27 protein-coding genes and 1 tRNA gene are annotated in these 24,927 nt (G+C 61.5%); 13 read left to right on the top strand and 15 right to left on the bottom strand.

The genetic code is table 11. The annotated features are described in order from the left end of the window. Positions 1 to 127: 127 nt before the first annotated feature. From I6E60_RS05695 to I6E60_RS05685, 3 genes are read left to right on the top strand one after another with little or no spacing between them, the layout of a single operon-like run. Positions 128 to 1,201, top strand: coding sequence for a tripartite tricarboxylate transporter substrate binding protein (locus I6E60_RS05695; RefSeq protein WP_197179254.1), 1,074 nt, complete (start codon positions 128 to 130; stop codon positions 1,199 to 1,201). Next, a complete protein-coding gene (locus I6E60_RS05690; protein ID WP_197123846.1) occupies positions 1,198 to 1,707 on the top strand; it encodes a tripartite tricarboxylate transporter TctB family protein in 510 nt (169 codons plus the stop codon). Before I6E60_RS05695 ends, I6E60_RS05690 begins: the two co-directional genes overlap by 4 nt. Before the next feature lie 3 nt (positions 1,708 to 1,710). Continuing rightward, complete coding sequence (locus I6E60_RS05685; RefSeq protein ID WP_197123844.1) at positions 1,711 to 3,219, top strand: tripartite tricarboxylate transporter permease; 1,509 nt, start codon at positions 1,711 to 1,713, stop codon at positions 3,217 to 3,219. A 143-nt stretch (positions 3,220 to 3,362) separates the two neighbouring features. On the opposite strand, the gene I6E60_RS05680 is transcribed toward I6E60_RS05685, so the two are convergent. From I6E60_RS05680 to I6E60_RS05670, 3 genes are all read right to left on the bottom strand, one after another. Next, the gene (locus I6E60_RS05680) at positions 3,363 to 4,640 is read right to left on the bottom strand and encodes an MFS transporter (protein ID WP_197179252.1); all 1,278 of its coding nucleotides are present in this window, start codon (positions 4,638 to 4,640) and stop codon (positions 3,363 to 3,365) included. Then, positions 4,637 to 5,113 (bottom strand): MarR family winged helix-turn-helix transcriptional regulator, encoded by a 477-nt coding sequence (locus I6E60_RS05675; protein WP_197179250.1) that lies wholly within the window; start codon positions 5,111 to 5,113, stop codon positions 4,637 to 4,639. The genes I6E60_RS05680 and I6E60_RS05675 overlap by 4 nt, the downstream gene beginning before the upstream one ends. A gap of 77 nt (positions 5,114 to 5,190) precedes the next feature. After that, positions 5,191 to 5,538 (bottom strand): hypothetical protein, encoded by a 348-nt coding sequence (locus I6E60_RS05670; RefSeq protein ID WP_197179241.1) that lies wholly within the window; start codon positions 5,536 to 5,538, stop codon positions 5,191 to 5,193. Positions 5,539 to 5,793: 255 nt separating this feature from the next. Between I6E60_RS05670 and I6E60_RS05665 the strand changes: the two genes are divergently transcribed. Further along, positions 5,794 to 6,255: an SRPBCC family protein gene (locus tag I6E60_RS05665; RefSeq protein WP_197123752.1), complete on the top strand. Its 462-nt coding sequence runs from the start codon at positions 5,794 to 5,796 to the stop codon at positions 6,253 to 6,255. A gap of 10 nt (positions 6,256 to 6,265) precedes the next feature. Further along, positions 6,266 to 6,835 carry a hypothetical protein gene (locus I6E60_RS05660; protein ID WP_197179239.1) on the top strand — a complete coding sequence of 190 codons (570 nt, stop codon included), beginning with the start codon at positions 6,266 to 6,268 and terminating at the stop codon, positions 6,833 to 6,835. A gap of 127 nt (positions 6,836 to 6,962) precedes the next feature. Here I6E60_RS05660 and I6E60_RS05655 read toward each other — a convergent pair. Further along, positions 6,963 to 7,034, bottom strand: a tRNA-Gln gene (locus I6E60_RS05655). 102 nt (positions 7,035 to 7,136) lie between these two features. Between I6E60_RS05655 and I6E60_RS05650 the strand changes: the two genes are divergently transcribed. After that, a complete protein-coding gene (locus tag I6E60_RS05650; protein WP_197179237.1) occupies positions 7,137 to 7,688 on the top strand; it encodes a PadR family transcriptional regulator in 552 nt (183 codons plus the stop codon). Beyond that, positions 7,685 to 8,122 (top strand): hypothetical protein, encoded by a 438-nt coding sequence (locus I6E60_RS05645; RefSeq protein ID WP_197179235.1) that lies wholly within the window; start codon positions 7,685 to 7,687, stop codon positions 8,120 to 8,122. Before I6E60_RS05650 ends, I6E60_RS05645 begins: the two co-directional genes overlap by 4 nt. Before the next feature lie 3 nt (positions 8,123 to 8,125). Here I6E60_RS05645 and I6E60_RS05640 read toward each other — a convergent pair whose 3' ends face one another. Genes I6E60_RS05640 through I6E60_RS05620 form a run of 5 tightly spaced genes read right to left on the bottom strand, consistent with a single transcriptional unit; the run spans position 8,126 to position 13,532 of the window. Beyond that, positions 8,126 to 9,031 carry an NAD(P)/FAD-dependent oxidoreductase gene (locus I6E60_RS05640; protein ID WP_197179234.1) on the bottom strand — a complete coding sequence of 302 codons (906 nt, stop codon included), beginning with the start codon at positions 9,029 to 9,031 and terminating at the stop codon, positions 8,126 to 8,128. Continuing rightward, a complete protein-coding gene (gltX, locus tag I6E60_RS05635) occupies positions 9,028 to 10,518 on the bottom strand; it encodes a glutamate--tRNA ligase (protein ID WP_197179233.1) in 1,491 nt (496 codons plus the stop codon). Before gltX ends, I6E60_RS05640 begins: the two co-directional genes overlap by 4 nt. A gap of 54 nt (positions 10,519 to 10,572) precedes the next feature. Further along, positions 10,573 to 11,343, bottom strand: coding sequence for a fumarylacetoacetate hydrolase family protein (locus I6E60_RS05630; RefSeq protein ID WP_197179223.1), 771 nt, complete (start codon positions 11,341 to 11,343; stop codon positions 10,573 to 10,575). Beyond that, positions 11,340 to 12,446, bottom strand: a complete 1,107-nt coding sequence (locus tag I6E60_RS05625) for a branched-chain amino acid aminotransferase (protein ID WP_197123826.1) — start codon at positions 12,444 to 12,446, stop codon at positions 11,340 to 11,342. The genes I6E60_RS05630 and I6E60_RS05625 overlap by 4 nt, the downstream gene beginning before the upstream one ends. Before the next feature lie 39 nt (positions 12,447 to 12,485). Next, on the bottom strand, positions 12,486 to 13,532 hold the full coding sequence (locus I6E60_RS05620; protein WP_197179222.1) for a 3-isopropylmalate dehydrogenase: 1,047 nt from the start codon (positions 13,530 to 13,532) through the stop codon (positions 12,486 to 12,488). Between the two features lie 133 nt (positions 13,533 to 13,665). On the opposite strand from I6E60_RS05620, the gene I6E60_RS05615 reads away from it, so the two are divergent. Beyond that, positions 13,666 to 13,923, top strand: a complete 258-nt coding sequence (locus I6E60_RS05615; protein ID WP_197123822.1) for a DUF6458 family protein — start codon at positions 13,666 to 13,668, stop codon at positions 13,921 to 13,923. 91 nt (positions 13,924 to 14,014) lie between these two features. On the opposite strand, the gene serA is transcribed toward I6E60_RS05615, so the two are convergent. After that, on the bottom strand, positions 14,015 to 15,607 hold the full coding sequence (gene serA / locus I6E60_RS05610) for a phosphoglycerate dehydrogenase (RefSeq protein ID WP_197123820.1): 1,593 nt from the start codon (positions 15,605 to 15,607) through the stop codon (positions 14,015 to 14,017). A 135-nt stretch (positions 15,608 to 15,742) separates the two neighbouring features. Between serA and I6E60_RS05605 the strand changes: the two genes are divergently transcribed. Next, positions 15,743 to 16,132, top strand: a complete 390-nt coding sequence (locus I6E60_RS05605; RefSeq protein WP_231601135.1) for a DoxX family membrane protein — start codon at positions 15,743 to 15,745, stop codon at positions 16,130 to 16,132. Positions 16,133 to 16,194: 62 nt separating this feature from the next. Beyond that, positions 16,195 to 16,710 (top strand): META domain-containing protein, encoded by a 516-nt coding sequence (locus I6E60_RS05600; protein WP_197179221.1) that lies wholly within the window; start codon positions 16,195 to 16,197, stop codon positions 16,708 to 16,710. On the opposite strand, the gene I6E60_RS05595 is transcribed toward I6E60_RS05600, so the two are convergent. Next, positions 16,673 to 17,320 carry a TetR family transcriptional regulator gene (locus I6E60_RS05595; RefSeq protein WP_197123816.1) on the bottom strand — a complete coding sequence of 216 codons (648 nt, stop codon included), beginning with the start codon at positions 17,318 to 17,320 and terminating at the stop codon, positions 16,673 to 16,675. The two genes, I6E60_RS05600 and I6E60_RS05595, sit on opposite strands and share 38 nt — an antisense overlap. 101 nt (positions 17,321 to 17,421) lie before the next feature. On the opposite strand from I6E60_RS05595, the gene I6E60_RS05590 reads away from it, so the two are divergent. Further along, positions 17,422 to 18,993, top strand: a complete 1,572-nt coding sequence (locus I6E60_RS05590; RefSeq protein ID WP_197123814.1) for an MFS transporter — start codon at positions 17,422 to 17,424, stop codon at positions 18,991 to 18,993. Positions 18,994 to 19,102: 109 nt separating this feature from the next. After that, on the top strand, positions 19,103 to 19,891 hold the full coding sequence (locus tag I6E60_RS05585; RefSeq protein WP_197179220.1) for a HesA/MoeB/ThiF family protein: 789 nt from the start codon (positions 19,103 to 19,105) through the stop codon (positions 19,889 to 19,891). Between the two features lie 11 nt (positions 19,892 to 19,902). On the opposite strand, the gene I6E60_RS05580 is transcribed toward I6E60_RS05585, so the two are convergent. Beyond that, positions 19,903 to 20,625, bottom strand: coding sequence for a Pr6Pr family membrane protein (locus tag I6E60_RS05580; RefSeq protein ID WP_197179219.1), 723 nt, complete (start codon positions 20,623 to 20,625; stop codon positions 19,903 to 19,905). Positions 20,626 to 20,671: 46 nt separating this feature from the next. Between I6E60_RS05580 and I6E60_RS05575 the strand changes: the two genes are divergently transcribed. Further along, positions 20,672 to 21,436: a DUF1353 domain-containing protein gene (locus tag I6E60_RS05575; RefSeq protein WP_197123808.1), complete on the top strand. Its 765-nt coding sequence runs from the start codon at positions 20,672 to 20,674 to the stop codon at positions 21,434 to 21,436. Positions 21,437 to 21,542: 106 nt separating this feature from the next. Here I6E60_RS05575 and ilvC read toward each other — a convergent pair whose 3' ends face one another. Genes ilvC through I6E60_RS05560 form a run of 3 tightly spaced genes read right to left on the bottom strand, consistent with a single transcriptional unit; the run spans position 21,543 to position 24,893 of the window. After that, positions 21,543 to 22,568 carry a ketol-acid reductoisomerase gene (gene ilvC, locus I6E60_RS05570; protein ID WP_197123806.1) on the bottom strand — a complete coding sequence of 342 codons (1,026 nt, stop codon included), beginning with the start codon at positions 22,566 to 22,568 and terminating at the stop codon, positions 21,543 to 21,545. Positions 22,569 to 22,597: 29 nt separating this feature from the next. Continuing rightward, positions 22,598 to 23,104, bottom strand: a complete 507-nt coding sequence (gene ilvN / locus I6E60_RS05565; protein WP_197123804.1) for an acetolactate synthase small subunit — start codon at positions 23,102 to 23,104, stop codon at positions 22,598 to 22,600. A 4-nt stretch (positions 23,105 to 23,108) separates the two neighbouring features. Then, positions 23,109 to 24,893 (bottom strand): acetolactate synthase large subunit, encoded by a 1,785-nt coding sequence (locus I6E60_RS05560; RefSeq protein WP_197179218.1) that lies wholly within the window; start codon positions 24,891 to 24,893, stop codon positions 23,109 to 23,111. Positions 24,894 to 24,927 lie beyond the last annotated feature (34 nt).

The following is a 24,927-nucleotide window of genomic DNA, read 5'->3' as shown; positions in this document are numbered from 1 at the left end:
GGCACTCTCGGAGCAGCTCAATTCCGGAAAGTTTTCGCCGCGCTAAAGACAGCGCCCGAACAATTGTGATATCTTCGGCGTTCACAAGCATGAACGTGAATTAACAACAATGATTGGTTGGATATCAATGTCGATGTCAAAAATCTCCTCTAGCGGGCTCTTGCACAAGCCGTCCCGTCGCGTGAGGATTTCTGGACTCGCGCTTGCAGTTTCTGCAGGCCTCGTACTCAGCGGTTGCGCGTCTGGATCCGATTCGTCTACGGACTCTGCCGCTGGCAGTTCAGGCGATTCCTGCGACTTCTCCTCGACCTACCCCAGCGGTGCGATCGAATTCATCGTTCCCTGGGCTGCCGGTGGAGGCACCGACAGCGTTTCTCGCTTCGTCGGCATCCAGTTGGCTGACCGACTCGGTACCCAGGTCAACGTCGTCAACCGTGACGGTGGCGGCGGCGTTATCGGCCACACTGCCATAGCCAACGGCAAAGCTGACGGCTCTGTTATCGGTATGACCACGGTAGAAATCACCATGATGCACTGGCAGGGTCTCACCGATCTCTCCTACGAAGACATCACTCCCATCGCCCAGGTCAACTCTGATCCTTCGGGAATCACGGTCGCTGCGGATGCACCGTGGGACACGATCGAAGATCTCTTGGATGACGCCCGCGCTAACCCCGGCGACATCGTCGGTTCGGGCACAGCAATTGGTGGAATTTGGGACCTGGCTCGCGCCGGAATGTTGCTTGAGGCCGGCATGGATGTCAATGACATCCGTTGGGTACCGAGCGCTGGTTCTGCTCCCGCCCTTCAAGAGCTCGCTGCTGGCGGTATTGATGTCACTTTCGCCAGCCTCGCTGAGAACGCCACCATGATCGGTGCCGGCGAAGCTCGCCCGCTCGCCATCATGGGTGAAGAGCGCGACCCGAACTACCCCGACGTTCCGACCCTGAAGGAGGTCGGAATCGACTTCTCCATGGGTTCCTGGCGCGGCGTTTCTGGCCCCGCTGGAATGGACGAAGACATCGTTGCTGAACTCGAATGCCAAGTTGCCGACATCGTGGCGAGCGACGAGTACGTCGAATTCATGACGACTGCCGGATTCGGCGTTGACGGCAAGGACACAGCCGCGTTTACTGAGTTTATCGTCAACGAAGACAAGGCCAAGGGAACCATCATGGAAGCAGCAGGACTGACCGGATGACTTTCGACACCGCTCCGGAGGTAGAGGAGTCGGTGGACAAGTCCGAAAACAACTACGATCTCGCCAGTGGCGTGGTCGTAGTTGTTTTCGGCTCGGCCATCCTTCTCGCCGTTCGCGATTACCCCACACTGCCGAGCGGAGAGCTCGGCCCCTCGCTCTTCCCCGGCATCATTGGCGGGCTCATGATCCTCATGGGGCTGCTGCTTCTGGGGCGATGGTTCACAGCCCGCAAGACGGTTCGACCAGCGAAAGAAAAGGGCGAAGCTGTCGTCTGGAGCAGGTGGATCAATGCCGGGCTCATCATCGGTGCGGTCATCTTCTATCTCCTCGCCGTCGACTTCCTCGGTTTTCTCACGACTGTCAGTGTGATGACGGTCGGCCTGATTTTCCGACTCGGCACGAAGTGGTGGGTCGCCATCACAGCCGGCGTGCTCACCACGCTCGTGGTCTGGCTGATCTTCAATAAGGTACTTCTCGTGCCGCTTCCTCTTGGATTCTGGGGTTAGAACATGATCGACAATCTCTCCCAAGCGCTCAGCATGGTGGCGAGCTGGGAACTGCTCCTCGTCGTGCTCGCCGCAGGCGTCTACGGCATCTTCATTGGTTCCATTCCTGGCCTCACCGCCACGCTGGCCGCCGCGCTTCTCGTTCCCTTCGCGTTCTTCCTCGACCCGCTTCCCGCCATTGCGTCGATCATCACGATGTCGGTGATGGCGATCTTCGCGGGTGATATCCCGTCGGCCTTGGTGCGGATGCCGGGCACACCGGCCAGCGCCGCCTACGTCGAAGATTCCTACCGCTTGACCCAGAACGGCCGGGGCGCCCTCGCGCTCGGAGTCGGCCTGCTGGCGTCGGCGACCGGTGGAATCTTCGGTGGGTTGGTGCTGATTTTCGCTGCACCACAACTAGCCAAGGTGGCGCTGCTCTTCACGTCATACGAGTACTTCTGGGTCGCAATTCTGGGCCTGACGGCCGCGGTCATTATTTCTCGCGGTTCTCAAGTCAAGGGCACCATCGCGCTGCTCATCGGGCTCTTCGTGTCGACCATTGGTCTTGATATCTCGGTGGGTTTTCCCCGCTTCACGTTCGGCAGCAGCGACTTGCTGGGTGGCATCAACTTCATCCCGGCAATGATCGGTCTGTTCGGCTTGTCGCAGGTGCTGCGCAACGTCATCAGCCCTCCCCCAGCAGCGCTACCGATTCGGATCGAGTCGAAGGGCTTGCTGCGCAACGCCGCAAGCACTCTCTGGAACTACAAGAAGACAGCAGTCGGTGGCAACGTCATCGGCAGCGCGATCGGCACGTTGCCGGGCGCCGGCGGAGACATCGCTGCGTGGGTTGCCTACGCGGTCACCAAGAACGGCTCTAAGGAGGGCAAGAACTTCGGCAGCGGTAAGGGGCACATCCAACCCATTGTTGGTGCGAGTTCTGCCAACAACGCCGGAGTCGGCTCGGCCTATATTCCGACACTCGTATTCGGCATCCCCGGAGACACGATCACCGCCATTCTGCTCGGTGTGCTGCTCGTCAAGGGCGTACAGCCGGGGCCGTCGCTGTTCGATAGCCAAGCGCCCTTGTTGTACTCGATTTTCATCGTATTCATTGCGGCGAATATCTTGATGATCCCGCTCGGCTACCTCGCCATCCGTGGCAGCGGAATGCTGCTGCGGGTGCCGAACTCGGTGCTCATGCCCATCATCGTGGCGTTCTGTGTTGTGGGTTCGTTCTCAATCAACAACGGTCTACTCGAAGTGGGCATCATGCTGATCTTCGGCATCCTCGGCTATCTGCTGGAGCAAGCGAAGTTCCCGCTCGCCCCGGTCGTGCTCGGGTTGGTTCTGGGACCGATTGTGGAAAAGAACTTCATGCAGAGCGTCATCAAGACAGAGTGGGACCTTACGCAGTTCTTAACCCGCCCGATGAGCGCCGCGCTGATGATTCTCACGATCATCGTGTTGCTCTACCCCGTACTGCAGAAGCTCATCGGCAAACTGCTGCGCTACCGCAAGCCCCTCTAGACCCGAGTAGTCGGCGACGCTAGACCCGAACAGTCGCCGACACACTCGCGAGCGAAAAGAAGCCGCCCACCCTCCAGCTGGTTACTGGGAGTGGGCGGCTTTTCGTTGCGCTCTGGAGGTCACGCGCGAAACGGATGGCACCGTTAGCGGTCGCCAGCCGCGATGACCTCGGCTTCTTCGGTGACGCTGATCTCTGCGCCATCCGCTTTCCGTAGGCGTTTGCGGCCCAGGACCACGATGAGAGTGGCTACGAGCACGGAGCCCGCTGCCGCGTAGAACGGGGTTGCCGGTGAGATGGCGGCGGCGAGAATGGTGGCAGCAGGTGGGGCGATGGCTCCCCCAAGGAAGCGCACGCCCGAGTAAGCGGATGACGCTACCGAGCGTGGCAGGTCGGTGGCTTCCATAACGCATTCGGTGAGCACGGTGTTGAGTACTCCGAGCAGCATGCCGCCGACGACTACGCACACGATGAGGCCGGGGCCCGAGCCGATGAAGAGTGCCGCGGCTACGAGGTCGAGCGCGAGCAGGGGCAGCACGAGTCGCAGCACGAGGGTGCGCGGCAGGCGGTGCGTGAGCAGCGGCGCGACCCACACCGAGGTGACGGCGAGCGAGAGCCCCCAGCCGAAGAAGATAAAGCCGAGAGTCATGGCGCTGCCAAAGCCGAGCGGAACCAGGGCGAACGGCGTGTAGGCGAGCAGCACGAAGAAAGCGATGTTGTAGAACAGTGCTGCGGCAGCGAGAACTCCGAGGGCAGGGTTGGCCAGAGCGCGGAAGGGTGCTGAGAGCGGCGTTGGGGTGGGGCGCACAGCATCCGTTTTCATCACGGTCACGATGCCGATGAAGCCGATGGCCATGAGGGTTGCGGTGCCGAAGAACGGGCCGCGCCAGCTGATGCCGCCGAGCAGGCCGCCGAGGAGTGGTCCGATCGCGATGCCGAGGCCGAGGGCTGCTTCGTAGAGGATGATCGCCGAGCTCGTGCCTCCGGATGCCGCACCCACGATGGTGGCGAGAGCCGTCGAAATGAAGAGGGCATTACCGAGCCCCCAGCCGGCGCGGAAGCCGATCACCCATTCGACGTTGCCCGACAAGCCTGCGGCGAAGGCGAACAGCACGACGAGGGCGAGGCCGATGAGGAGGGTACGTTTGGCGCCAATGCGGCTCGAGATCCAGCTCGTGAAGAACATGGCGAGACCCGTGATGAGCAGGTAGCTCGTGAAGAGCATCTCGGTTTCGGTTGCTGTGGCCTGAAGGTCTTGGGCGATGGCGGGCAGGATCGGGTCAACGAGCCCGATGCCCATGAAGGCGATCACGGAGGCGAAGGCTACGGCCCAAACTGCGCGCGGTTGGTGCAGGATGCTGCTGGTGGTGCTCGCGTTGGGGTTGTGCGCGGAGCTAGTCGACGATGCGATCGTGCGGGTCATGATTGTCCTTCTAGTGATGCGGTGACGGGGGCGCCCGGCGCGAGGTCTGCTGCGGCATCCGCACGCTGGCCGATGATTTCGACGGCCCGGCGCAGCACGGCCACGTCGTCGGTGTCGAGGTCGGCGAAGAGCGGGAGCATGGCTCCGGCGAGTTCGTCGCGCCAGGCGATGAGGGCATCGGCACCGGCGGTGGTGACGGCGATTTGGGAGGCGCGGGCGTCATCCGGATCGGGGAGGCGATTGACCCAGCCGCGTTCGGTGAGGTTGCTGACGAGCTTCGTGGCGGTCGGTTGTGCGACGCGGCTGAGTTCGGCAAGTTCGCCGAGGCGCATGGGCCCGCCGGAGTTGAGCACGCTGAGGGTGCGCCAGACTGCGGGTGATTCAGAGCTGCCGGTGGCGCGCGCGGCCAACCGGGTAAGGCGCTGGTTGACCGAGACGAGGTCACCCAGCAGGGAGAGAAGTGAGGATGGCATTCCTCCACTATACATAGCCGGGCTATGCAAATGATCCGCCGCGATTGTGCGGTAAGCCGACGCCGTCCCCGCACCGCCTACTCAGTGCACTCCAGCAGCGCGTAATTCCACCCCTCACGCTCGGCGGTGGCTTTGATATCACCCGCGTAGGCGTCGAGCGGGACTATGCCGAGTGCCCCGGCGTCGATTTCAGCGCACTGCGCCACGATCACCCAACGCCCCGCAGGCTCACCACCGTTATAGCTGGGCTCGACATCGAGAAGCGGTATCGACAGGTCGTAGATGGAGAGGTCCCCCGGGAGCAATGGCGTGGCTTCAAGGAGCGTCATCCCGATGACAGTGCCGTACTGCGGGGGCACCTCAGCACAGGAGTTCAGGCTGATGGCTAGAGAAATACTGGCGACCCCGAAGCCTACTTTCCGCACTCCCCTGCGGTGCGCCTGTCTTCTAGACAACAACAGGGACGCCGATCGGCGTTGAGACCGGTGGACGAAGGCGGGACGTACTGCTCACTTCAACTCCCTTGTTGGTGCTGAATCACTGCGCTGATCGTACTCGGCCCCACGCCGATGCGCGATAGTTTTTTCCCAGAACTCGGCGGCCTTCGAGATCTGTTGAATCGGCACCAGCGATGCGAACCGCGTCCGCCAGACTTGCGTTGGTGAACGTATGCTCAACTTATGACCCAGTTGATCGTGCTCGATACCGTATTCGATGCCCCGATCGCTGAGGTGTGCGCACTATCGCTGAGCGTGAACCTGCACCTTGATTCGATGACGCACCACCGCGAAAAGGTCATCGCCGGCCGCACCACTGGCCACTTCGTCGAGGGTGACGTCGTCACCTGGTCGGCTCGACACTTCGGCCTGCCGCTACGCCTGACTGTGCGAATTTTTGATGTGGATGCTCCGCACCGGTTTGCGGATGAACAAGTTCGCGGCCCTTTCGCCGCCTACCACCACGAGCATCTCTTCGAAGAGATCGACGGCCGCACCCACATGCAGGATCGACTCACCTTCGCGGCTCCCTTCGGGCCGCTCGCGCGCCTCGTGGAGAAGCTGTTCCTGCGTCGCTACATGCAGACGCTGCTCGAGGAGCGCAACGCTGCGCTGATCAGCTCCCTGCGCCCAGAGCAGCGGTAACGTGCATCACATGCCCCACAACGACCATTCACCCGTGGCTGCCTACCGCGAAATACTCAAAACTCGGGGCATTCCCTTTGAAGAAGCAGTTGAACCCCCGATTTACACAAGGGCACAGATCAGAGAACGCCTACTCGCAGCGACGGGGAGCGCGCCGGCGGCGCTGGTCGATTGGTTTTCGTGGCACAACGGAGTGAAGGATGTCGGAAGGATTCGTTCCGGCTTCTTCCTTGACTACGACCCGATCCCCTTCGATGAAGCGATCACAACCTTCTCCTATCGACTACTGCCCGGCATCGAAGGGTCACGCGGGGAACACAACCCTCACTTCCCGATCCTCAGTCGCGCAGGCGCCGGTGACCTGATGATGGTCGATCTCATCGAAGGGGATGCTCTTCTCTATTACTTCTGGGGCTTAGAGAAGATCGCCATCGCCGATTCGCTCGCAGCTCTACTCCGCAAGTGGGGCGGGTTCGTCGCACAACACGTGTCGTGGGATAGCGAAACGCAGTTCGTCGAGATCGAGCCACCATGGGGCGATCTCGGCCACGACTTCCGCAGCACGATGGGCCTGAACTAGCGCTCAACGTGCGCGAGCTAGCGGCAAGTCTTGGGTGGCTAAGAGCGAAACAGGCCCCGCACGGCACCGGCAAAGAAAAAGCCCGGCGTGAGCCGGGCTGGGCGGGAGTTGCTCCCTAGTTGTTTTGCTGGGGTACCTGGACTCGAACCAAGAACAAAAGAATCAGAATCTTCCGTGTTGCCAATTACACCATACCCCACAGCGTTCAGCCGCAGCCGAACCGATTTACTACTTTAGCGCATCTTGAGAGGGTTGTGGTTCACCCCTTGACTCCATATAGGACTAGTCCTATATTCGACGTATGTCATTACTACATGCCGTGCTCGGTTTCGTCGCGACTCAGCCCATGACTGGCTACGAACTCGGCAAAGCGTTCTCGACAACGGCCGCACACTTCTGGCCCGCCGATCAATCGCAGCTATACCGCACCCTCCACCGGGCCGAGGCCGACGGACTGGTTGAAAGCACCACCGTCGAGCAGGCGTCTCGCCCCGACCGCCGCCTCTACTCGATCCTCGAACCGGGGCGGGCGGCATTGAAGACCTGGCTGGCCTCACCGCTCGAGCCAGACACCTCCCGCGAACCTTTTCTCCTGCGGCTATTCTTCGCCGCCTCGCTCGGCGCTGCGGGCGTGATCGAGCTGCTCGATCAACGTCGCTCCTCTGCTGTCGAACTGCTCACTACGCTCGACGCACTCGCCGCGAGCGCACCCCCAAAGTTTTCGAAACCTGCTCTCGCCATCCGCCTGCAATACGCCACGCTCGAATCGGGCCGCGCCCACGCGCGCGCCGAGATCACCTGGCTCGATGAGCTTCGTTCCCAACTCGCCGACCCCAAGGAGTCCACCCGATGAAGCAGAACACCGCACCAATGCCCTGCACCGCGCGCATCGGTGCCACCATCGCCGCCGTGCTCTTCACGCTCGTCGCGCTCTTCCAACTCGCCGTCGTGCTCGGAGCACCCCTCGGCGAATACACGCAAGGCGGAGCGAACAAAGGCACGCTCCCCGCTCAGAGTCGCATCTTTGCCGGCGTCTCTACCGCCCTCGTTCTCGTGATGGCAGCAGCGATCCTCGCCCGCACCGAACGCGGCCCTCTCAGGCTCGCCCCACGCCGACTCATTACGGTGCTCGCGTGGTTCACCACCGCCTATGCGGGCGTGGGCGTCATTCTGAACCTCATCACCCCCAGCGCCGTCGAACGAGCAGTCTGGGCCCCCATCACCGCGGTGCTGTTCGCCGCGTGCCTCGTCACCATGCTGAAGACGCGGGGCCGGGCAGCGGAGTAATTCTTAGAGCAGGTCGCGGTTGATGACCGCGGCAACCTCAGCGCCATCACCGGCGGCAACGATGAGCTGCTGGGGGCCGGGCGGGGTGGCATCACCGATCGCATAGGCTCCCGCCGTGGTGGTGCGGCCGGCAGCGTCCACGACGATCAGGCCCTCCGCGTCGAGGGTGAGCTGCAAGCCTGCTGCATAGTCGAGGGCGGTTTCATAGTCGGGGCGTACAAACGCGGCCTCGCGCGCAATGGTTTCGCCATCGGCAAGCACAACGCCGGTGAGGCCATCACGGTCGCCCGCTACATCCGCCACTTCACGACGATCCACTCGGATGCCGCGCTCCGCCAGCATCGCCTCGTCGGCGTCACTCACGTGGCCAACGCCCTGGGTGAAGACAATCAGGTCGCGGCTCCACTGCGAAAGCAACAGCGCTCGCTCGGCTAGGTCATCCGTGTGCCCAATGAGCGCAATGGGCTTATCCGCATACTCGTAACCGTCACACTCCATGCACGAGTGGATGCTCGTGCCATAGAACGCGCGCAGCAGCGGCAACTTTGGCAGCACTTCACGCAACCCCGTCGCGATCAGCACAGTGCGGGTCGTAACCGCTCCCCCGCGATGCGTGACGGTGAAGCCGGCGCCGACGGCACCGAGCGGCTCGATGCCTTCAACAATGGTTCGTTCGAACGAGACGTTCGGATACTGCTCCAGCTCCTCCCGTCCCATCTTGCGAAGCTCGAGAGGAGAAATACCATCGCGACTCAAAAAGCCGTGAGAGTGGAACGTCGCCGAGTTGCGGGGGCGATTGCTGTCGAGCACAAGAGTGCGTCGACGAGCCCGCGCCAAGTTCAGGGCAGCGCTGAGTCCAGCCGGTCCGCCGCCGACAATGACAACATCCCAGTCGAACTGCTCACTCATAGCTGGGCGCGCAACGCCTTCAGGCGAACCAGTGACGATTCCTTGCCCAACAGTTCCATCGACTCGAAGAGCGGCGGGCTGATGCGGCGACCAGCGATCGCGCTACGCAAGGGTCCGAAAGCCAGTCGCGGCTTCATCTCTTTCACTTCGATGAGCTCGGCGCGCAACGCTGCCTCAATAGCATCGTGCGTCCACGAATCGAGCTCGGTCAGCACAGCAATCGCAGCATCCAGAACCTCGGGGCCCTCAGCCTTCGGCATCGCATCCGCGTCAACCGTGAGGTCAGCATCCGCCGTGAACAAGAACTGCAAGAGCGCGGGAGCATCGCCCAGCAACTGCATGCGCTCCTGCACGAGAGGCGCGGCAGCGGCGAGCGTCGCCAGCTCAGCCTCGGTCGGCTCAGCCGAAATGACGTCAGCAGCAACGAGGTACGGCACGAGACGGCCAGCGAATTCCTCCGCCGACAGCAGACGGATGTGGTCGCCATTCAACGACTCCGCCTTCTTCACATCGAAGCGGGCCGGGTTCGGGTTCACGTTCTCCACGTCGAAGGCCCCAATGAGCTCCTCGATCGAGAACACGTCGCGGTCGGGTGCGAGCGACCAGCCCAACAGCGAGAGGTAGTTGATGAGCCCCTCGGGAATGAACCCGCGGTCGCGGTGCAAGAACAGGTTCGACTCGGGGTCGCGCTTCGAGAGCTTCTTGTTGCCCTCACCCATCACGTAAGGAAGGTGACCGAAGCGCGGGATGGCATCTGTGAGGCCGATCTCAATGAGCGCCGTGTAGAGGGCGATCTGGCGCGGAGTGCTCGAGAGCAGGTCTTCACCGCGCAGCACGTGCGTGATGCCCATGAGCGCGTCATCCACCGGGTTCACAAATGTGTAGAGCGGAGCACCGTTCGGGCGCACCACCACGAAGTCAGAGAACGAACCGGCGGGGAACGTGATGTCGCCCCGAACCAGGTCGTCGAAGCTCAAGTCGGAGTCCGGAACGCGCAAACGCAAAGCCGGCTTGCGGCCCTCTTCTTTGAATGCCGCGATCTGCTCAGCGGTGAGGTCGCGCTCGAAGTTGTCGTAGCCCTGCTTGGGGTCGCGACCGTTGGCCACGTTGCGGGCCTCGATCTCTTCACCCGTCGCAAAAGACTCGTAGAGGTGACCGGAAGCCTTCAGCTTCTCGATGACCTCAAGGTAAATGTCGGTGCGCTGCGACTGGCGGTAGGGTCCATTCGGCCCACCGGTCTCCACGCCCTCGTCCCAGTCCAACCCCAACCAGCGCATGGCGTCGAGAAGCTGCAGGTAGCTCTCTTCGCTGTCGCGAGCGGCATCCGTATCTTCAATACGGAACACCATCTTGCCGCCGGTGTGACGCGCATAAGCCCAGTTGAACAGGGCAGTGCGGATCAGCCCAACGTGGGGCGTTCCGGTAGGAGACGGACAAAACCGAACGCGAACGTCGGAAGCGGTTGCAGTAGAAAATGGCGCAGACATTGCCACTATTCTAAGCCGCAGAACCGCCCATTGCGGGCGATTCTGCGACGACGCCTACTTGGCGATAGAACGAACCGGGTTGCTCAGCGTGCCGATGCCCTCGATCGTGATCTCGACGGTGTCGCCGTGCACGAGCGGGCCAACACCGGCAGGCGTGCCCGTGAGAAGAATGTCACCGGGCAACAGCGTGAATGCGGCCGAAGCATAGACGACCTGCGCAGCAACAGAATGAATCATCTGGTCGACGGTGCCGTCTTGCTTGAGGTCGCCATTGACGGTGGTGCGGATGCTCTGCGAGCCCACCACGAACTCAGTCTCGATTACCGGTCCGAGCGGGCAGAACGTGTCGAAGCCCTTGGCACGTGACCACTGGCCATCAGACTTCTGCAGGTCGCGAGCCGTGACGTCGTTGGCGATCGTGTAGCCAAAGATCACACTGTCGACATCGGCTTCAGCAACGTTCTTGGCAATGCTGCCAATGATGACGGCAAGCTCTCCCTCAAACGCGACCTCTTCCGACTGCGGAGGCAACATGATCGCATCGCCGGGGCCCACGACAGACGTGTTCGGCTTGATGAACATCATGGGAGCATCCGGAACCTCGTTGCCGAGCTCCTTGGCGTGCTCGGCATAGTTGCGACCGAACGCCACGACCTTCGAACGAGGGATGACCGGCGCCAGCAACTTGATGTCCGCGAGCGGCAAACGCTCATCGGTGGTCTCGAAACCGTTGAACATCGGGTCACCCGTCAGTACAACAATTTCGTCGCCATCGATGATCCCGTAGCGGGCTCCCGTGCCAGAACTGAACCGAGCTACCTTCATGCGTCGAGCCTCGTCATCCAGCCGTGCTTATCTTCGCGACGGCCATATTGGATGTCGGTGAGCTCTTCGCGCAGCGACATCGTCAGTTCGCCGGCGGGAGCATCCGCCGACCCAATTTCAAAACCTTCGCCCTTGAGCAGAGCAATAGGCGTGATCACTGCGGCAGTGCCACACGCGAACACTTCGGTGATGTCGCCCGAGGCCACACCCTCACGCCACTCTTCGAGAGTGACGCGACGACGTTCAACCTTGTGACCGCGATCTTCAGCAAGCTGAAGCACCGAGTCGCGCGTGATGCCTTCCAAAATCGACTCCGACTGCGGGGTGACGAGGGTTCCGTCTTTCTTGACGAGAACCACGTTCATGCCACCGAGCTCTTCGATGTACTTGCCCTCTTCGGCATCCAAAAACAGCACTTGAGCACAGCCCTGAGCGGATGCCTCCTGCTGGGCCACGAGAGACGACGCGTAGTTGCCGCCCGTCTTGGCCGCCCCTGTTCCGCCCTTGCCTGCACGAGTGAAGTTCGTGGAGACCCAGATCGATACCGGGGCAACGCCGCCAGCAAAGTAAGCGCCGGCGGGGCTCGCGATCACGTAGTAATTGACCTTCTTCGCAGCGCGCACACCGAGGAACGCCTCTTTAGCGAACATAAAGGGACGCAGGTAGAGGCTGGTCTCGGGCGCGCTCGGCACCCAGTCGCCATCGACCGCGATGAGCTGCTTGAGCGAGTTCACGAATTCGTTTACCGGCAGCTCGGGCAGCGCCATGCGGGCTGCGGAACGCTGCAGACGAGCACCGTTCGCTTCGGGGCGGAAGCACCAGATCGAGCCGTCTTCATGACGGAAAGCCTTGAGACCCTCGAAGACTTCTTGGGCGTAGTGGAGCACCGCAGCGGCAGGGTCGAGCGCGATCGGCCCATACGGCTGCACACGGGGACGGTGCCAACCGCCCTGCTCCGACCAACAAATGTCGACCATGTGGTCGGTAAAGTTCACCCCAAAGCCGGGGTTCGCCAGAATTGCTTCACGCTCTTCAACCGAGCGAGGTTCCTGGTTCTTCTTCACGAGGAACGAGAGGGGGCGATCAGCCAGCAGATTCTTCATCAAATGTCCTTAATGACGTACAGCCATAATGGCGGTGGGTTAATTCTGCGCTACAGCGTCGGCAATTGCACTGCCGATTTCAGACGTGGACCGTGCGGTGTCGCCACGGGCGCCGAGATCGGCTTCAACGGCCGTAGTGACGCGGGCCGCGGCATCCGATTCGCCGAACTGTGAGAGCAGCAATGCAATCGACAGGATCGCCGCCGTGGGATCAGCGAGTTGTTTGCCCGCAATGTCGGGCGCTGAGCCATGAACCGGCTCGAACATGGAGGGGAATTCCCCGCTCGGGTTCAAGTTGCCGGAGGCGGCCAAACCAATGCCGCCGCTGATGGCTGCTGCGAGGTCTGTGAGGATGTCGCCGAAAAGGTTGTCGGTGACGATAACGTCAAATCTACTCGGATTTGTGACCATGTAAATTGTCGCCGCGTCGACATGCATGTAATCGACGTCAACCTCGGGGAACTCGGCCGCGACGCGGTCGACCGTCGTCTGCCACAAACCGCCCGCGTGAACGAGAACGTTGGTCTTGTGCACGAGGGTGACCTTCTTGCGGGCGCGCTCCATCGCGTGAGCAAAAGCGAAGCGAACCACGCGCTCGACGCCGAACGCCGTGTTGATTGACACCTCGGTGGCAATCTCGTGAGGAGTTCCGGTGCGGATTCGCCCGCCGTTGCCCACGTAGGGACCTTCGGTGCCCTCGCGCACGACAACAAAGTCAACCTCGCCGGGGTTCGCGAGCGGTGACGTCACGCCGGGGAAAATTTTAGTGGGGCGCAGGTTCACGTGGTGATCAAGCGCGAACCGCAGCTTCAGCAGAAGGCCGCGCTCGATGATGCCGCCCGTGAGGCGAGGATCGCGCGGGTCTCCCCCGACAGCGCCCAGAAGGATCGCGTCGCGCTTCGCAAGCTCAGCAATGTCGGAGTCTTCGAGAATCGTGCCCGACTCGAGGTAGTGAGCGGCGCCGAATGGGAACTCGGTGGGGGCGACATCAACCCCGGTTGCTTTCAGAACCTTGAGGGCCTCGGCCACAACTTCGGGCCCAATTCCATCACCGGGAATGACTGCAAGCTTGATCTGAGAAGACATGTAAATACAGTACCGCTGCGGGGCTACTCCCGGCGTCGGGGTCGCCGCTTTCAGAACCCGGATGCTTGGCCCTTATGGCTTTTCTGAACGTTGCCTGATTGCACGCTGAATTAGAGGCGCTAAAGTTGGGCGCATGAGTATTGGAACCGGAATTGTCCTTGTCGTGATCGGCGCGATTCTTACCTTCGCGCTCGATTTTCAAGTCGAAGGAGTCAATATCCCTCTGATCGGCTACATCCTGATGGGCGCCGGAGTGGTCACGTTTATCATCGGCCTCGTACTGACGCTGCGAAACCGCACCTCGGTCACCACCGTCCACAATGGCTCTGATGGGGCGAACGGCACCGTCACTGAGCGCCGCACCAGCACAACCCCCGACGAAACCATCTAACAACCACCACGTTCAACGCACGAAAGGCGCGTCCCAATTGCTCGGGGCGCGCCTTTCGTGTCTTCACACCACAAGGGCGCAAACGAAGTGACTAAGCGTCGACGATGTCGATGGCGTGCACGTAGCGAGCGTCAATGCGCTCGGCAACCGTGGCGAGAACATCGGCGGATGCCTGCGAGTCGACAGTAAGCACTGACAGCGCGTTGCCGCCTTCGCTTTCGCGCGCAATCTGCATGCCCGCGATGTTGATGTTGGCTTCGCCGAATTCCTTACCGAAGACGGCAACGATTCCGGTGCGGTCTTCGTACATCATGACGATGAGGTGATCCGCGAGCGGAACCTCGATGTCGTAGCCGTTGATCTCGACGATTTTCTCGAGCTGCTTGTTTCCGACCAGGGTTCCCGAAACGGAAACCTGCGAGCCGTCAGCAAGCGAACCACGAATGGTCAGCAGGTTGCGGTATTCGGAGCTCACGACATCCGTAATCAAACGAACCGTGAGGCCACGCTGCTCGGCAAGAACCGGAGCGTTGACGTAGCTGACCGTCTCGGAGACAACGTTCGTGAAGATGCCCTTGAGAGCAGCAAGCTTGAGTACGTTGACATCGAACTCGACGATCTCGCCGCGAACCTCAATATCGACGCTCGTGAGCGGGCTGTCTGAAAGACCAGAGAAGACCTGGCCAAGCTTTTCCATGAGCGGGATGCCGGGGCGCACGCTCTGGTCGATGATGCCACCTGCAACGTTCACGGCGTCGGGCACGAGCTCGCCACCGAGGGCGAGTCGAACCGACTTGGCTACCGAAACGCCAGCCTTCTCTTGCGCTTCAGCGGTCGAAGCACCGAGGTGAGGCGTGACGATGGTGTTCTCGAGATCGAGAAGCGGTGACCCCGTGGGCGGCTCGCTCACGAACACGTCGAGGCCAGCGCCGGCAATGCGACGCGACTTGAGGGCCGTGTAGAGAGCGTCTTCGTCGATGAGGCCACCACGGGCAACGTTGACGATGTAAGCGCTCGACTTCATGCGAGCAAACTGCTCAGTCGAAATCATGCCCGTGGTTTCGGGAGTCTTCGGCATGTGGATCGTGATGAAGTCCGAACGTTCGAGCAGTTCGTCGAGCGAGACGAGCGTGACGCCCATCTGCTGCGCGCGAGCGGCCGTGACGTAGGGGTCGTAGGCGATGATGCTCGTGCCGAAGGCCTGCATCCGCTCAGTAATGAGACCACCGATACGGCCGAGGCCGATGATGCCGATCGTCTTCTCAAAGAGTTCGGTCCCGGAGTACTGCGAGCGCTTCCACTGCCCCTGCGCGAGAGCGCTAGACGCAGCAGGAATGTGACGCGCGAGGCTCAAGATGTGCCCTACGGTCAGCTCGGCAGCCGAAATGATGTTGGAGGTAGGCGCGTTCACAACCATGACACCGGCAGCGGTAGCCGCCTTGATGTCCACGTTGTCGAGGCCAACACCGGCGCGAGCAATGACCTTCAGGCCAGGCGCGGCCGCGAGAGCATCGGCATCCATTTGGGTCGCAGAGCGGATGAGAACGGCCTGCGCGTCCGAGAGCGCAGACTTCAACGCGTCACGGTCAGTACCGTCCACATTTCGAATCTCAAAGTCGGGCCCGAGAGCGTCGACTGTTGCGGGGGAAAGTTCTTCGGCGATCACGACGATCGGCTTAGCCACAGATCTGATCCTTCAATTCGCGGGGACTTCGCACTAACACAACGAAGGCTGCTGGAGTAGACAACTACTGCAACTTTAGCGGCGACGGGAAGCCCTCGTTGCCATGTGACAACTCAGTGCGACGATAGAGCCATCATGGATGCCGTCGAGATCGCCCAGTGGGCGTTGCGAATTGTCCTCGCGCTGGCTTTTATCGCGATGGGCGTTAGCCACTTTGTTGCCGCCCCGGCGCGCACGATGCGGGCCATGATCCCACCAGCGCTGCGCCAGAAGTGGATGCCCTCCCCCAGCGCCCTCGTGACCATCACCGGACTCTGTGAGATCGCTGGCGGTCTGGGACTCTTGTGGGAACCGGTGAGACTTATCACCGGAATCGCACTTGTACTGTTTTTGATTGCAGTGTTTCCGGCCAATGCATACGCGGCTAAAAACCCTGATCGCTTTGGTAAAGCAGCCCTGCCATTCTGGCCACGATTCGCCGGTCAACTGGTGCTGATTGTGTTAGTCGTGCTAGCCGCGCTGTAAAAGTTTTGGGCCTGCCCCAACGAAACCGCACAGCGCTTCGTCTACCTAGGTAGGAGGAAATAATGCCCACGAACTCAGTTCTCGCGAAGTTCACCCCGCTGCTGGCTGCTGGCCTGCTCGCTCTCACCGCGTGCGCCGGCCCCGCGACGCCGGTCGGCTCTGACGAACCCCCGATCGACAGCGGCCCAGGCCTCGGCGACGAGCAGACCCCCGGTGACTCCATGCCCGTTGATGGCATCGGCGGCACCTGGATCTATGCCGAAGGCACCGATAGCGCTGGCGATCTCGCCACGACGGCCGAGGTCACCATCGTGATCACCGATGACGAGATTATGGGTGCTGGAGCCTGCAACAGCTACAGCGCAACCCTCACGGGCGAACCTCAAAGTTTCGCGGTGAGCGACATGGTGTCGACCGCGCGGGCGTGTGACGAGACTGCGCTCATGGAATTCGACGAACGCTACTTTGCCGCCCTAGCCGTGACGACGACAGCCATCCCCACCGGCGGCAGCCTGGTACTGCAGGGAGACGGCGTGAATCTCACCTTCCTGCCGTCGAGTTCCCTGCCGCTGGGGTAATCGCCGAGCCGAGAACGGCGTCGAGCGAGGCAGCAAGCAGCTCGGTAATCTCTTCATCGCTGGCCCGCGCCAGCGCCGGCAGCTTCACGACGTAACGCGCCATCATGAGACCAACGACCTGGCTTCCCACTAGCGCTGCCCTCAGGTCGGGCTGGTCAATTTCAAGTTCGCGCGCGACCGGAACCAATAGCCTGTTCGTCAGCAGGGCCCGGATTCGTTCCGCAGCAAGGGGTTGGCTTGTTGCTGCCCGGATGACACCCAACATCGTCATTCGAGACAGCGCGTTTCCCTGCATCCCGATCACAATGCGCGCCAGCCGATGCCCCAACGTTTCCTCACCCGGCACGCGCAGTTCTGCAATCACCTCTCCCGGCGTCAAGGGAAGCTCCACCACAGCCGCAAACAGAGCTTCTTTCCCGCCGAAATAGTGATGGATGAGCTTCGGGTCGACCCCCGCCTCTCGCGCCACCCCACGCACGCTGACCCGTTCATACCCGAGGTCCGCGAACTGCTGACGCGCCACCACTTCGATCTCTTCGCGCGCACCGCTGCCTGCCGCACTCGCGGAGGGCCGACGCCCCGCCCGTTTGGGGGAATCTTCAGTTGCCATGCGCGTCACCCTGTCGTCTCATAGTTCGTGGTTTTGCGGAATCGTCGCCGCATCCGTATTATTTCATCACATGGGGAATTAATTCACCAGAGGGAAATACTATGACCAACACCCCTGCACCATCCGTCGCTCACTCGGCACACGGTGCTCACGCAGAACTCAGTCCACTACGCCGGCGGCTAATCCTCATCACGATGGCGCTCGCGCTCATGACGGTCATGTCGGCTGTCAGCGGGCTCAACGTGGCCCTGCCGAGCCTCGCCCGCGAGATTGGCGCCACTCAGACCGAACTGACCTGGATCGTCGATTCCTACACCGTCGCCTTCGCCGGCTTGCTGCTCGCCGCGGGCGCCATCGGTGATCGGTTCGGCCGCAAGGGCATCCTCATTATCGGTCTCGCCATCTTCGGCGCTGCAGCGGCAGGCGCGGCCTTCACCACCGATGCGAACTCCCTCATCGTCCTGCGTGCCGTGATGGGTATCGGTGCTGCAGGAATCATGCCAACAACGCTCTCGGTCATCACGACCAGCTTCCCCGACGCCGAGCGCCCCAAAGCGGTCGGCGTGTGGGTGGGAGTCGCCGGCAGCGGTGCCGTGCTCGGACTCTTCGGCACCGGACTCCTTCTCGAATTCTTCGAATGGCACTCGTTCTTCTGGCTCAACGTCGTGCTCGCCATCCTCGGAATCATCGGCGCCATTCTCGTCGTGCCCCCGAGCAAAGAGGCCGTTACTGGTCGCTTCGATGTGCTCGGCGCAGCACTGTCGCTGATCGCCGTCAGCACCCTCGTCTACGGAATCATCGAAATAGCCGACACCTCAGGTGAAGAAGCACTTCCTTTCGTGATCCTCGGCAGCGGCCTCATCGCACTCGTGGCTTTTGTGCTGTGGGAACGCCACCACCCCGATCCGCTCCTCGACCCGCGACTCTTTGCCATTCGTGGGTTCTCGGCGGGAAGCCTCACCATCTTCATCCAGTTCTTCGCGGCGTTTGGGTTCTTCTTCACCATGCTGCAATACCTGCAATTCGTCGTCGGGCTCAGCGCGTTACAGGCCGCAGCGTGCATGCTCCCGATGCCTCTGGGGATGGTGCCGCTGGCTCGACTCGCGCCTGCCATTGCCGAGCGCGTCGGCTATCGCAAAGTCGTTCCGGCAGGGCTCATACTCATGGCGGTTGGCTTCGTCATCATGTCGTTGCTCACTGTCGACTTCAACTACCTGCACTTCGTTTCGGGACTCGTCGTGTTTGCCGCCGGCATGGGACTCGCCGGAACCCCTTCCACAACCGCCATCACCCAATCGCTCCCCCGCGAGAAGCAGGGGGTCGCTTCTGCGGTCAATGACGTTGCGCGGGAATTCGGAAGCGCACTCGGCATTGCGGTACTCGGTGGAGTCTTGGCCTCGGTCTATCGCACCACCGTCAGCGACGCCACGACCCAACTGCCCGCCGACATCGCCGACAAAGTGCAAGAGTCGATCGCCTTTACACAGTCGTCCATGATTTCCACGCTAGGACCAGCAGCGGATGCCCTCACCATCGCAGCCCGTGCCGCCTTCGTCGATGCCACCGCCGCATCTCTGCTCATTGCGGCCGCCGCCCTCGTGGTGACGGCGGTTGCGACCGCAGTCATTGGGCCTCGACATGTGAGAGCGTCAGCGGTCTCCACGCCCGAATGAGGGAAACCGGGCTCAGTGCACGCTCCCAGAACCCCCAGTTCACGGGCAGAGCGGTGTGCCAGACCGTTTTTCGGGGCCACTCTCAGGACCGCAGTGTAACAATCAGATCATGGATCAGCGGTTCAGCCGCCAACTCGCGCTAACCCACTTTGGCGAGACGGCGCAAAATAATTTGGCGCGCGCTCGCGTGCTTGTGATTGGCGCGGGTGGCGTCGGCAGCACGGTTATTCCGTCGCTCGCTGCGGCCGGCGTCGGAACCGTTGGTGTGATTGATGACGACCGTGTTGAGCTCAGCAATTTGCACCGCCAACACATCCACCGGCTCTTGGATGTCGGCTACAAAAAAGTTGTCTCTGCTGTTGAGCGGGTGGCTGAGCTCAGCCCCGCGACAACCGTTATTGCGATCGACGCCAAGCTCACTCCGCACAACGCTCTGGAGCTGTTCGCCGAGTACGACCTCGTAGTCGATGGCAGCGACAACTTTGCCACTCACTATTTAGCGGCCGATGCCGCGGAGATCACGGGGATTCCACTCATCTGGGGCATCGCCTGCGAATTCGGCTCCCAGGCGGGAGTCTCGTGGCCCGCCCGCGGCGCCGGCTTCCGCGACCTTTACCCTCTGCCGCCCGAGGCAGCGACCGTGGATACGAACGTGACGCATGGAATTTTCCCCGGCGCCGTGAGCGTCGTGGCCTCCATCGTCACAAGCGAGGCGATCAAGATCACAGCTCAGATCGGCACCACGCTGCTGAACCGAGCCACCAACTACGACGCGCTCGCTGGTGAATTCTCTGAGGAACGGTTCGAGCGCGCAGCCGCTGCCCCCGCGATTACCGAGCTCGCAGACTATCGCCACTTGCTCGCCTACTCGCCTCTTGATGAGTGGCCCACGAGCTAGCTTCGGCAGAGCTACCGGTCTGACGCAGCGATGCGGTCACGAATCGACCAGCGCGCCCACTTCGCGCGGCTGATCGCAATGAGCCCCACCGCGATCGCAATAATGAACACCGCAATGCCGAGTACGTAGACGAGCACGCCGCCCCAGCCGTCAGGCCCATTGGGCTCCAAGAAGGGGTACGGAAACCAGCCGTCGAGCAGCCCACGCACGATCGTGAAGGCCAGCCACGCAACCGGGTAGATGACCACAATGCGCACGTCGCGCATCCGCAACACCGGTCGTGACGGCGAGAACAGCCAGTCGAGCAAAACGAACAGCGGCACCCACACGTGAATGACCTCGTTGGGCCACTGGATACCCACGTAGCCCTCGTCGGGTAGCCCGCGCAGCAGCACGTTGTAGACCACGGCGGTCACGACCGCATAGGAGACAACGGATGCCCGAAGCACCCCCAGCAGCGTCGGCTCAACCTGGCGGCGCACAGCCACCAGCCCGCTCAGCGCAAGAATAACGATGTTGATCAGGCTCGACTGGATCGTGAAGTAGCTGAAGTATTCCACCGCGACGAAGTCATTGTGAATCGACTCGTCAATCACCTGCGTGGCGATACTCGCCAGCACGAGCGCTGAGGCGATGAGCCGGAGTGCACCGACGAGCCGCAGCACTTTCGGCGGTCCGCCAACGAAAGCGAAATCTCGGGGTCGGGGGAACTTGCGCTGCACATTCGTCGTCACTCCGACAGACTAGTCTGCAGACGCCAGTTCGACAGAGGAGCTCAGCATGCCATTCACCGATTGTCACGGGAATGAATTGCTCAGCCTGCCTCTGGTCTACCGACTGGATCGCGACTTTCAGGTTGCCGAGCCGTTCTGCTGGCGCGACCCTCGCCCCGGTGGCGGAGTCTTCGAAGTGCCGGCGCATGACCCTTCGCTGCCGCCGACCGAAGGCAACAGCACCGACTTCGCCTCTGTGCCGCCCTTTCTTTGGGGGCTGATCGCAAGCTATGGCAAGCAAACGCTTGCCGCGATTCTGCACGATCACCTCACCCACCAAACCCGGCTGGCGCCCGCTGAAGACAGGCTTGCCCTGCGCCGTGTTGCCGACGAAACCTTCCGCGTCGCACTCGTCGATAGCGGAGTGCACCAGTTGCGCGCCCGCGTCATGTGGGCTGCCGTGGGCATCGAACGCTACGCCCACCACGGCGGTGCACTGGGGTGGCTCATCATCGCGCAACTCGCACTGGGCATTCTGGCACTCATCGCGGCCGTCGTACTTGGCGTTCTCGTTCAACCGCTCTGGTTGTTGCTCGCGGCAGCCCCCGCTGCGCTAGCGCTGGTCTGGGGCAAGAACGCGGATCTCGTTCTTGCGTCGACCTATTTAGGTGCGTTATATGCGCCCCTTGTTGCGGCCGCGTTTATTGGTTCGCGCTTGGAACAGCTTCTCGCGACCGTCATCTGGGTCGGAACGGGCACCGCCGGCCCTGCGCCCAAGGCAGAGCCGACCCTGCGCTGGCCCGACCACGGCACGACGCTCCCACCCGCCTAATCGCGCTGCTGATGCCGGCGACACCTCCGCGATCAGTACTTCGCAGCGTTAACGCACGACGGCCGCCCCGCAGAAGCGGAACGGCCGTCGTAGTGACAAGCGAAAGTTAGCGTGCTGCTGAACCGTCGGTGTAGTCGGAGTCTTGCTGCTTCCAAGCGAAGAGAGCACGAAGCTCCTTGCCGGTCGCTTCGATGGGGTGGTTCTGACCCTTTTCACGCAGGGCGAGGAATTCAACTCCGCCTGCATCCTGGTCCTTGATGAAGCGGTCGGCGAAGGCACCCGACTGGATGTCTGCGAGAACAGCCTTCATGTTCTCCTTGACCGACTCGTCGATGACGCGGGGGCCCGAAACGTAGTCGCCGTACTCAGCGGTGTCAGAAACGCTCCAACGCTGCTTGGCGATGCCGCCCTCCCACATGAGGTCAACGATGAGCTTGAGCTCGTGGAGTACCTCGAAGTAAGCGATCTGCGGCTGGTAGCCAGCCTCGATGAGGGTTTCGAAGCCGTACTGAACGAGCTGCGAGGTTCCACCACAAAGAACAGCCTGCTCACCGAACAGGTCGGTCTCGGTCTCTTCGGTGAAGGTGGTCTTGATGCCGCCGGCGCGAAGTCCACCGATTGCCTTGGAGTACGACCACGCCATGTCCCAAGCGTGACCGGTGGCGTCGTTTTCGACAGCAACGATGACGGGAACGCCGCGGCCAGCTTCGTACTCGCGGCGAACGGTGTGACCCGGTCCCTTGGGAGCAACGAGGATGACGTCAACGTCTGCAGGAGCGTCGATGTAACCGAAGCGGATGTTGAAGCCGTGTCCGAAGACGAGGGTGTCGCCGGCAACAAGGTTGTCCTTGATGTCCGCGGCGTAGAGACCACGCTGGTGCTGGTCGGGAGCGAGGATGACGACGACGTCAGCCCACTTGGCTGCCTCAGCGCTTGAGAGCACCTCGAAGCCAGCGTCGGTTGCCTTCTGGATGCTCTTCGAGCCCTCCTTGAGGCCAACCTTGACCTCAACACCGGAGTCGCGCAGGTTCAGTGCGTGAGCGTGACCCTGCGAGCCATAACCAATGACGGCAACCTTTTTGCTCTGGATGAGCGCGAGGTCAGCGTCTTTGTCGTAAAAGATTTCGGTCACAGTAGTGATTCTCCTTTGTTGTTGTTCTGTTAGTTCTTGAAAACTCGGTCGGTGATGCTCTTTGAACCGCGGCCCATGGCCAGCAATCCACTCTGAGCAATTTCTTTGATCCCGTAGGGTTCGAGCACTCGGAGGAATGCTTGAATCTTGCCCGAGTCCCCTGTGGTTTCGATGATGAGCGCATCAGATGCGACATCGACCACACGGGCACGGAACAGGTTTACCGCTTCGAGAATTTGTGAGCGCGTCGTGTTGTCCACGCGCACCTTGATGAGCAAGTGCTCGCGGGTAACCGACTGGTCAGGGTCGAGTTCCACGATCTTGATCACGTTGATGAGCTTGTTGAGCTGTTTCGTGACTTGCTCGAGGGGAAGATCGTCGACATCCACCACAACGGTGATGCGCGAGAGACCTTCGATTTCGCTCGAGCCAACAGCCAGCGACTGGATGTTGAACCCGCGACGGGCAAAAAGCCCAGCGACGCGAGTGAGCAGACCTGGTTTGTCTTCTACCAGCAGGGAAAGTACGTGACCCATCGCTCTACTCCTCTTCCCACTCGGGGGCATGATCGCGCGCATACTGCACGCTTGAGTTTCCAACGCCCTGCGGCACCATCGGCCACACCATCGCGTCACGGCTGACGACGAAGTCGATCACCACGGGGCGATCATTCGTGTCGAGCGCGAGCTGGATGGCGGCGTCGATTTCTTCCTTCTTCGTGACGCGAATAGCCAGGCACCCGTAGGCATCCGCCAGCTTCACGAAGTCCGGAATCATCACCGTGTCATGACCGGTGTTGAGGTCAGTGAACGAGTGGCGTCCGTCATAGAACAGCGTCTGCCACTGACGAACCATGCCCAGGCTGGAATTGTTGATGATCGCGACCTTGATCGGAATCTTGTTGATCGTGCAGGTGGCGAGCTCCTGGTTGGTCATCTGGAAGCATCCATCGCCATCAATGGCCCACACGGGACGATCGGGGTTCGCTACCTTCGCGCCCATTGCCGCAGGCACGCCGTAACCCATGGTTCCAGCACCACCAGAGTTGAGCCAGGAGTTGGGGCGTTCGTGCTTGATGAACTGTGCAGACCACATCTGGTGCTGACCAACGCCAGCCGCAAAAATGCCCTCGGGCCCGGTGATTTCACCGATGCGCTGGATCACATATTGCGGCGACAGGAGCCCGTCATCAGGTTCGGTGAACCCGAGCGGGAACTGGTTGCGGAGCGAGTTGAGGCGCTCCCACCACGCGGTGTAGTCAGGCTTCGTCGTCACGCTCGCGTCAGCGAATGCTGCCGTGAGGTCAACGATGACGTCTTTTGCATCGCCAACGATAGGAACCTCGGCCGCGCGAATCTTGCCGATCTCAGCCGGGTCGATATCAACGTGAACAACCTTCGCGAGAGGCGCGAACTCACTCGGCTTGCCCGTGACGCGGTCGTCGAAACGCGCGCCAAGCGAGATGAGGAGATCGGACTCTTGGATCGCGAGAACAGCAGGAACAGAGCCGTGCATTCCCGGCATCCCGAGGTTCAATTCGTTGGAGTCGGGGAAAGCACCGCGCGCCATCAGCGTGGTCACGATGGGGGCACCCACGAGGGTTGCCAGCTCGAGCAGCTCAGCTGAGGCCCCCGAGCGAACAACGCCGCCGCCGACATAGAAGACGGGGCGTTCAGCTTCAGCCAGCATTTGCGCTGCAGCCTGAACCTGCTTGCCGTGCGCTTTCATGACCGGACGGTAACCGGGCAGGTCAACCTTGGGCGGCCAAATGAAGGGGGCGGATGCCTGCTGGCAGTCTTTCGTGACGTCAACGAGCACTGGACCAGGGCGGCCCGTTGTCGCAATGTGGTACGCCGCTGCGATCGTTGCGGGAATGTCTTCCGGCTTCGTGACGAGGAACGAATGCTTCGTGATCGGCATCGTGATTCCCGAGATGTCGACCTCTTGGAACGCGTCGGTTCCCATCGAGCTCGAAAACACCTGACCGGTGATCGCAAGCATCGGCACGGAGTCCATGTGGGCATCCGCGATTGCTGTCACGAGGTTCGTGGCCCCCGGACCCGACGTCGCAATGCAGACACCGAGCTTTCCGGATGACGAGGCGTACCCCTCAGCAGCGTGACCAGCACCCTGCTCGTGGCGAACCAAAATGTGACGGATAGCAGTGGATGCCATGAGTTCGTCGTAGAAGGGCATGATGGCGCCGCCGGGCAAGCCGAAAACGTCTTTCACGCCCAGCTTTTCCAGACTGCGCAGAATGGCACCTGAACCGGTCAAGATGTCCGGTGTCGTGCTCTTCGGCCGCGGTGCGGGTTCAGAGGACATGTGTAAATCCTTTTAGTTGAATGGTGAGCTGGCG

This window comes from Salinibacterium sp. SWN167 (genome assembly GCF_015864665.1).
Taxonomy (GTDB): Bacteria; Actinomycetota; Actinomycetes; order Actinomycetales; family Microbacteriaceae; genus Rhodoglobus.
Note: the sequence above shows the minus strand (reverse complement) of the source record. Positions and strands in the feature narration are given on the sequence as shown.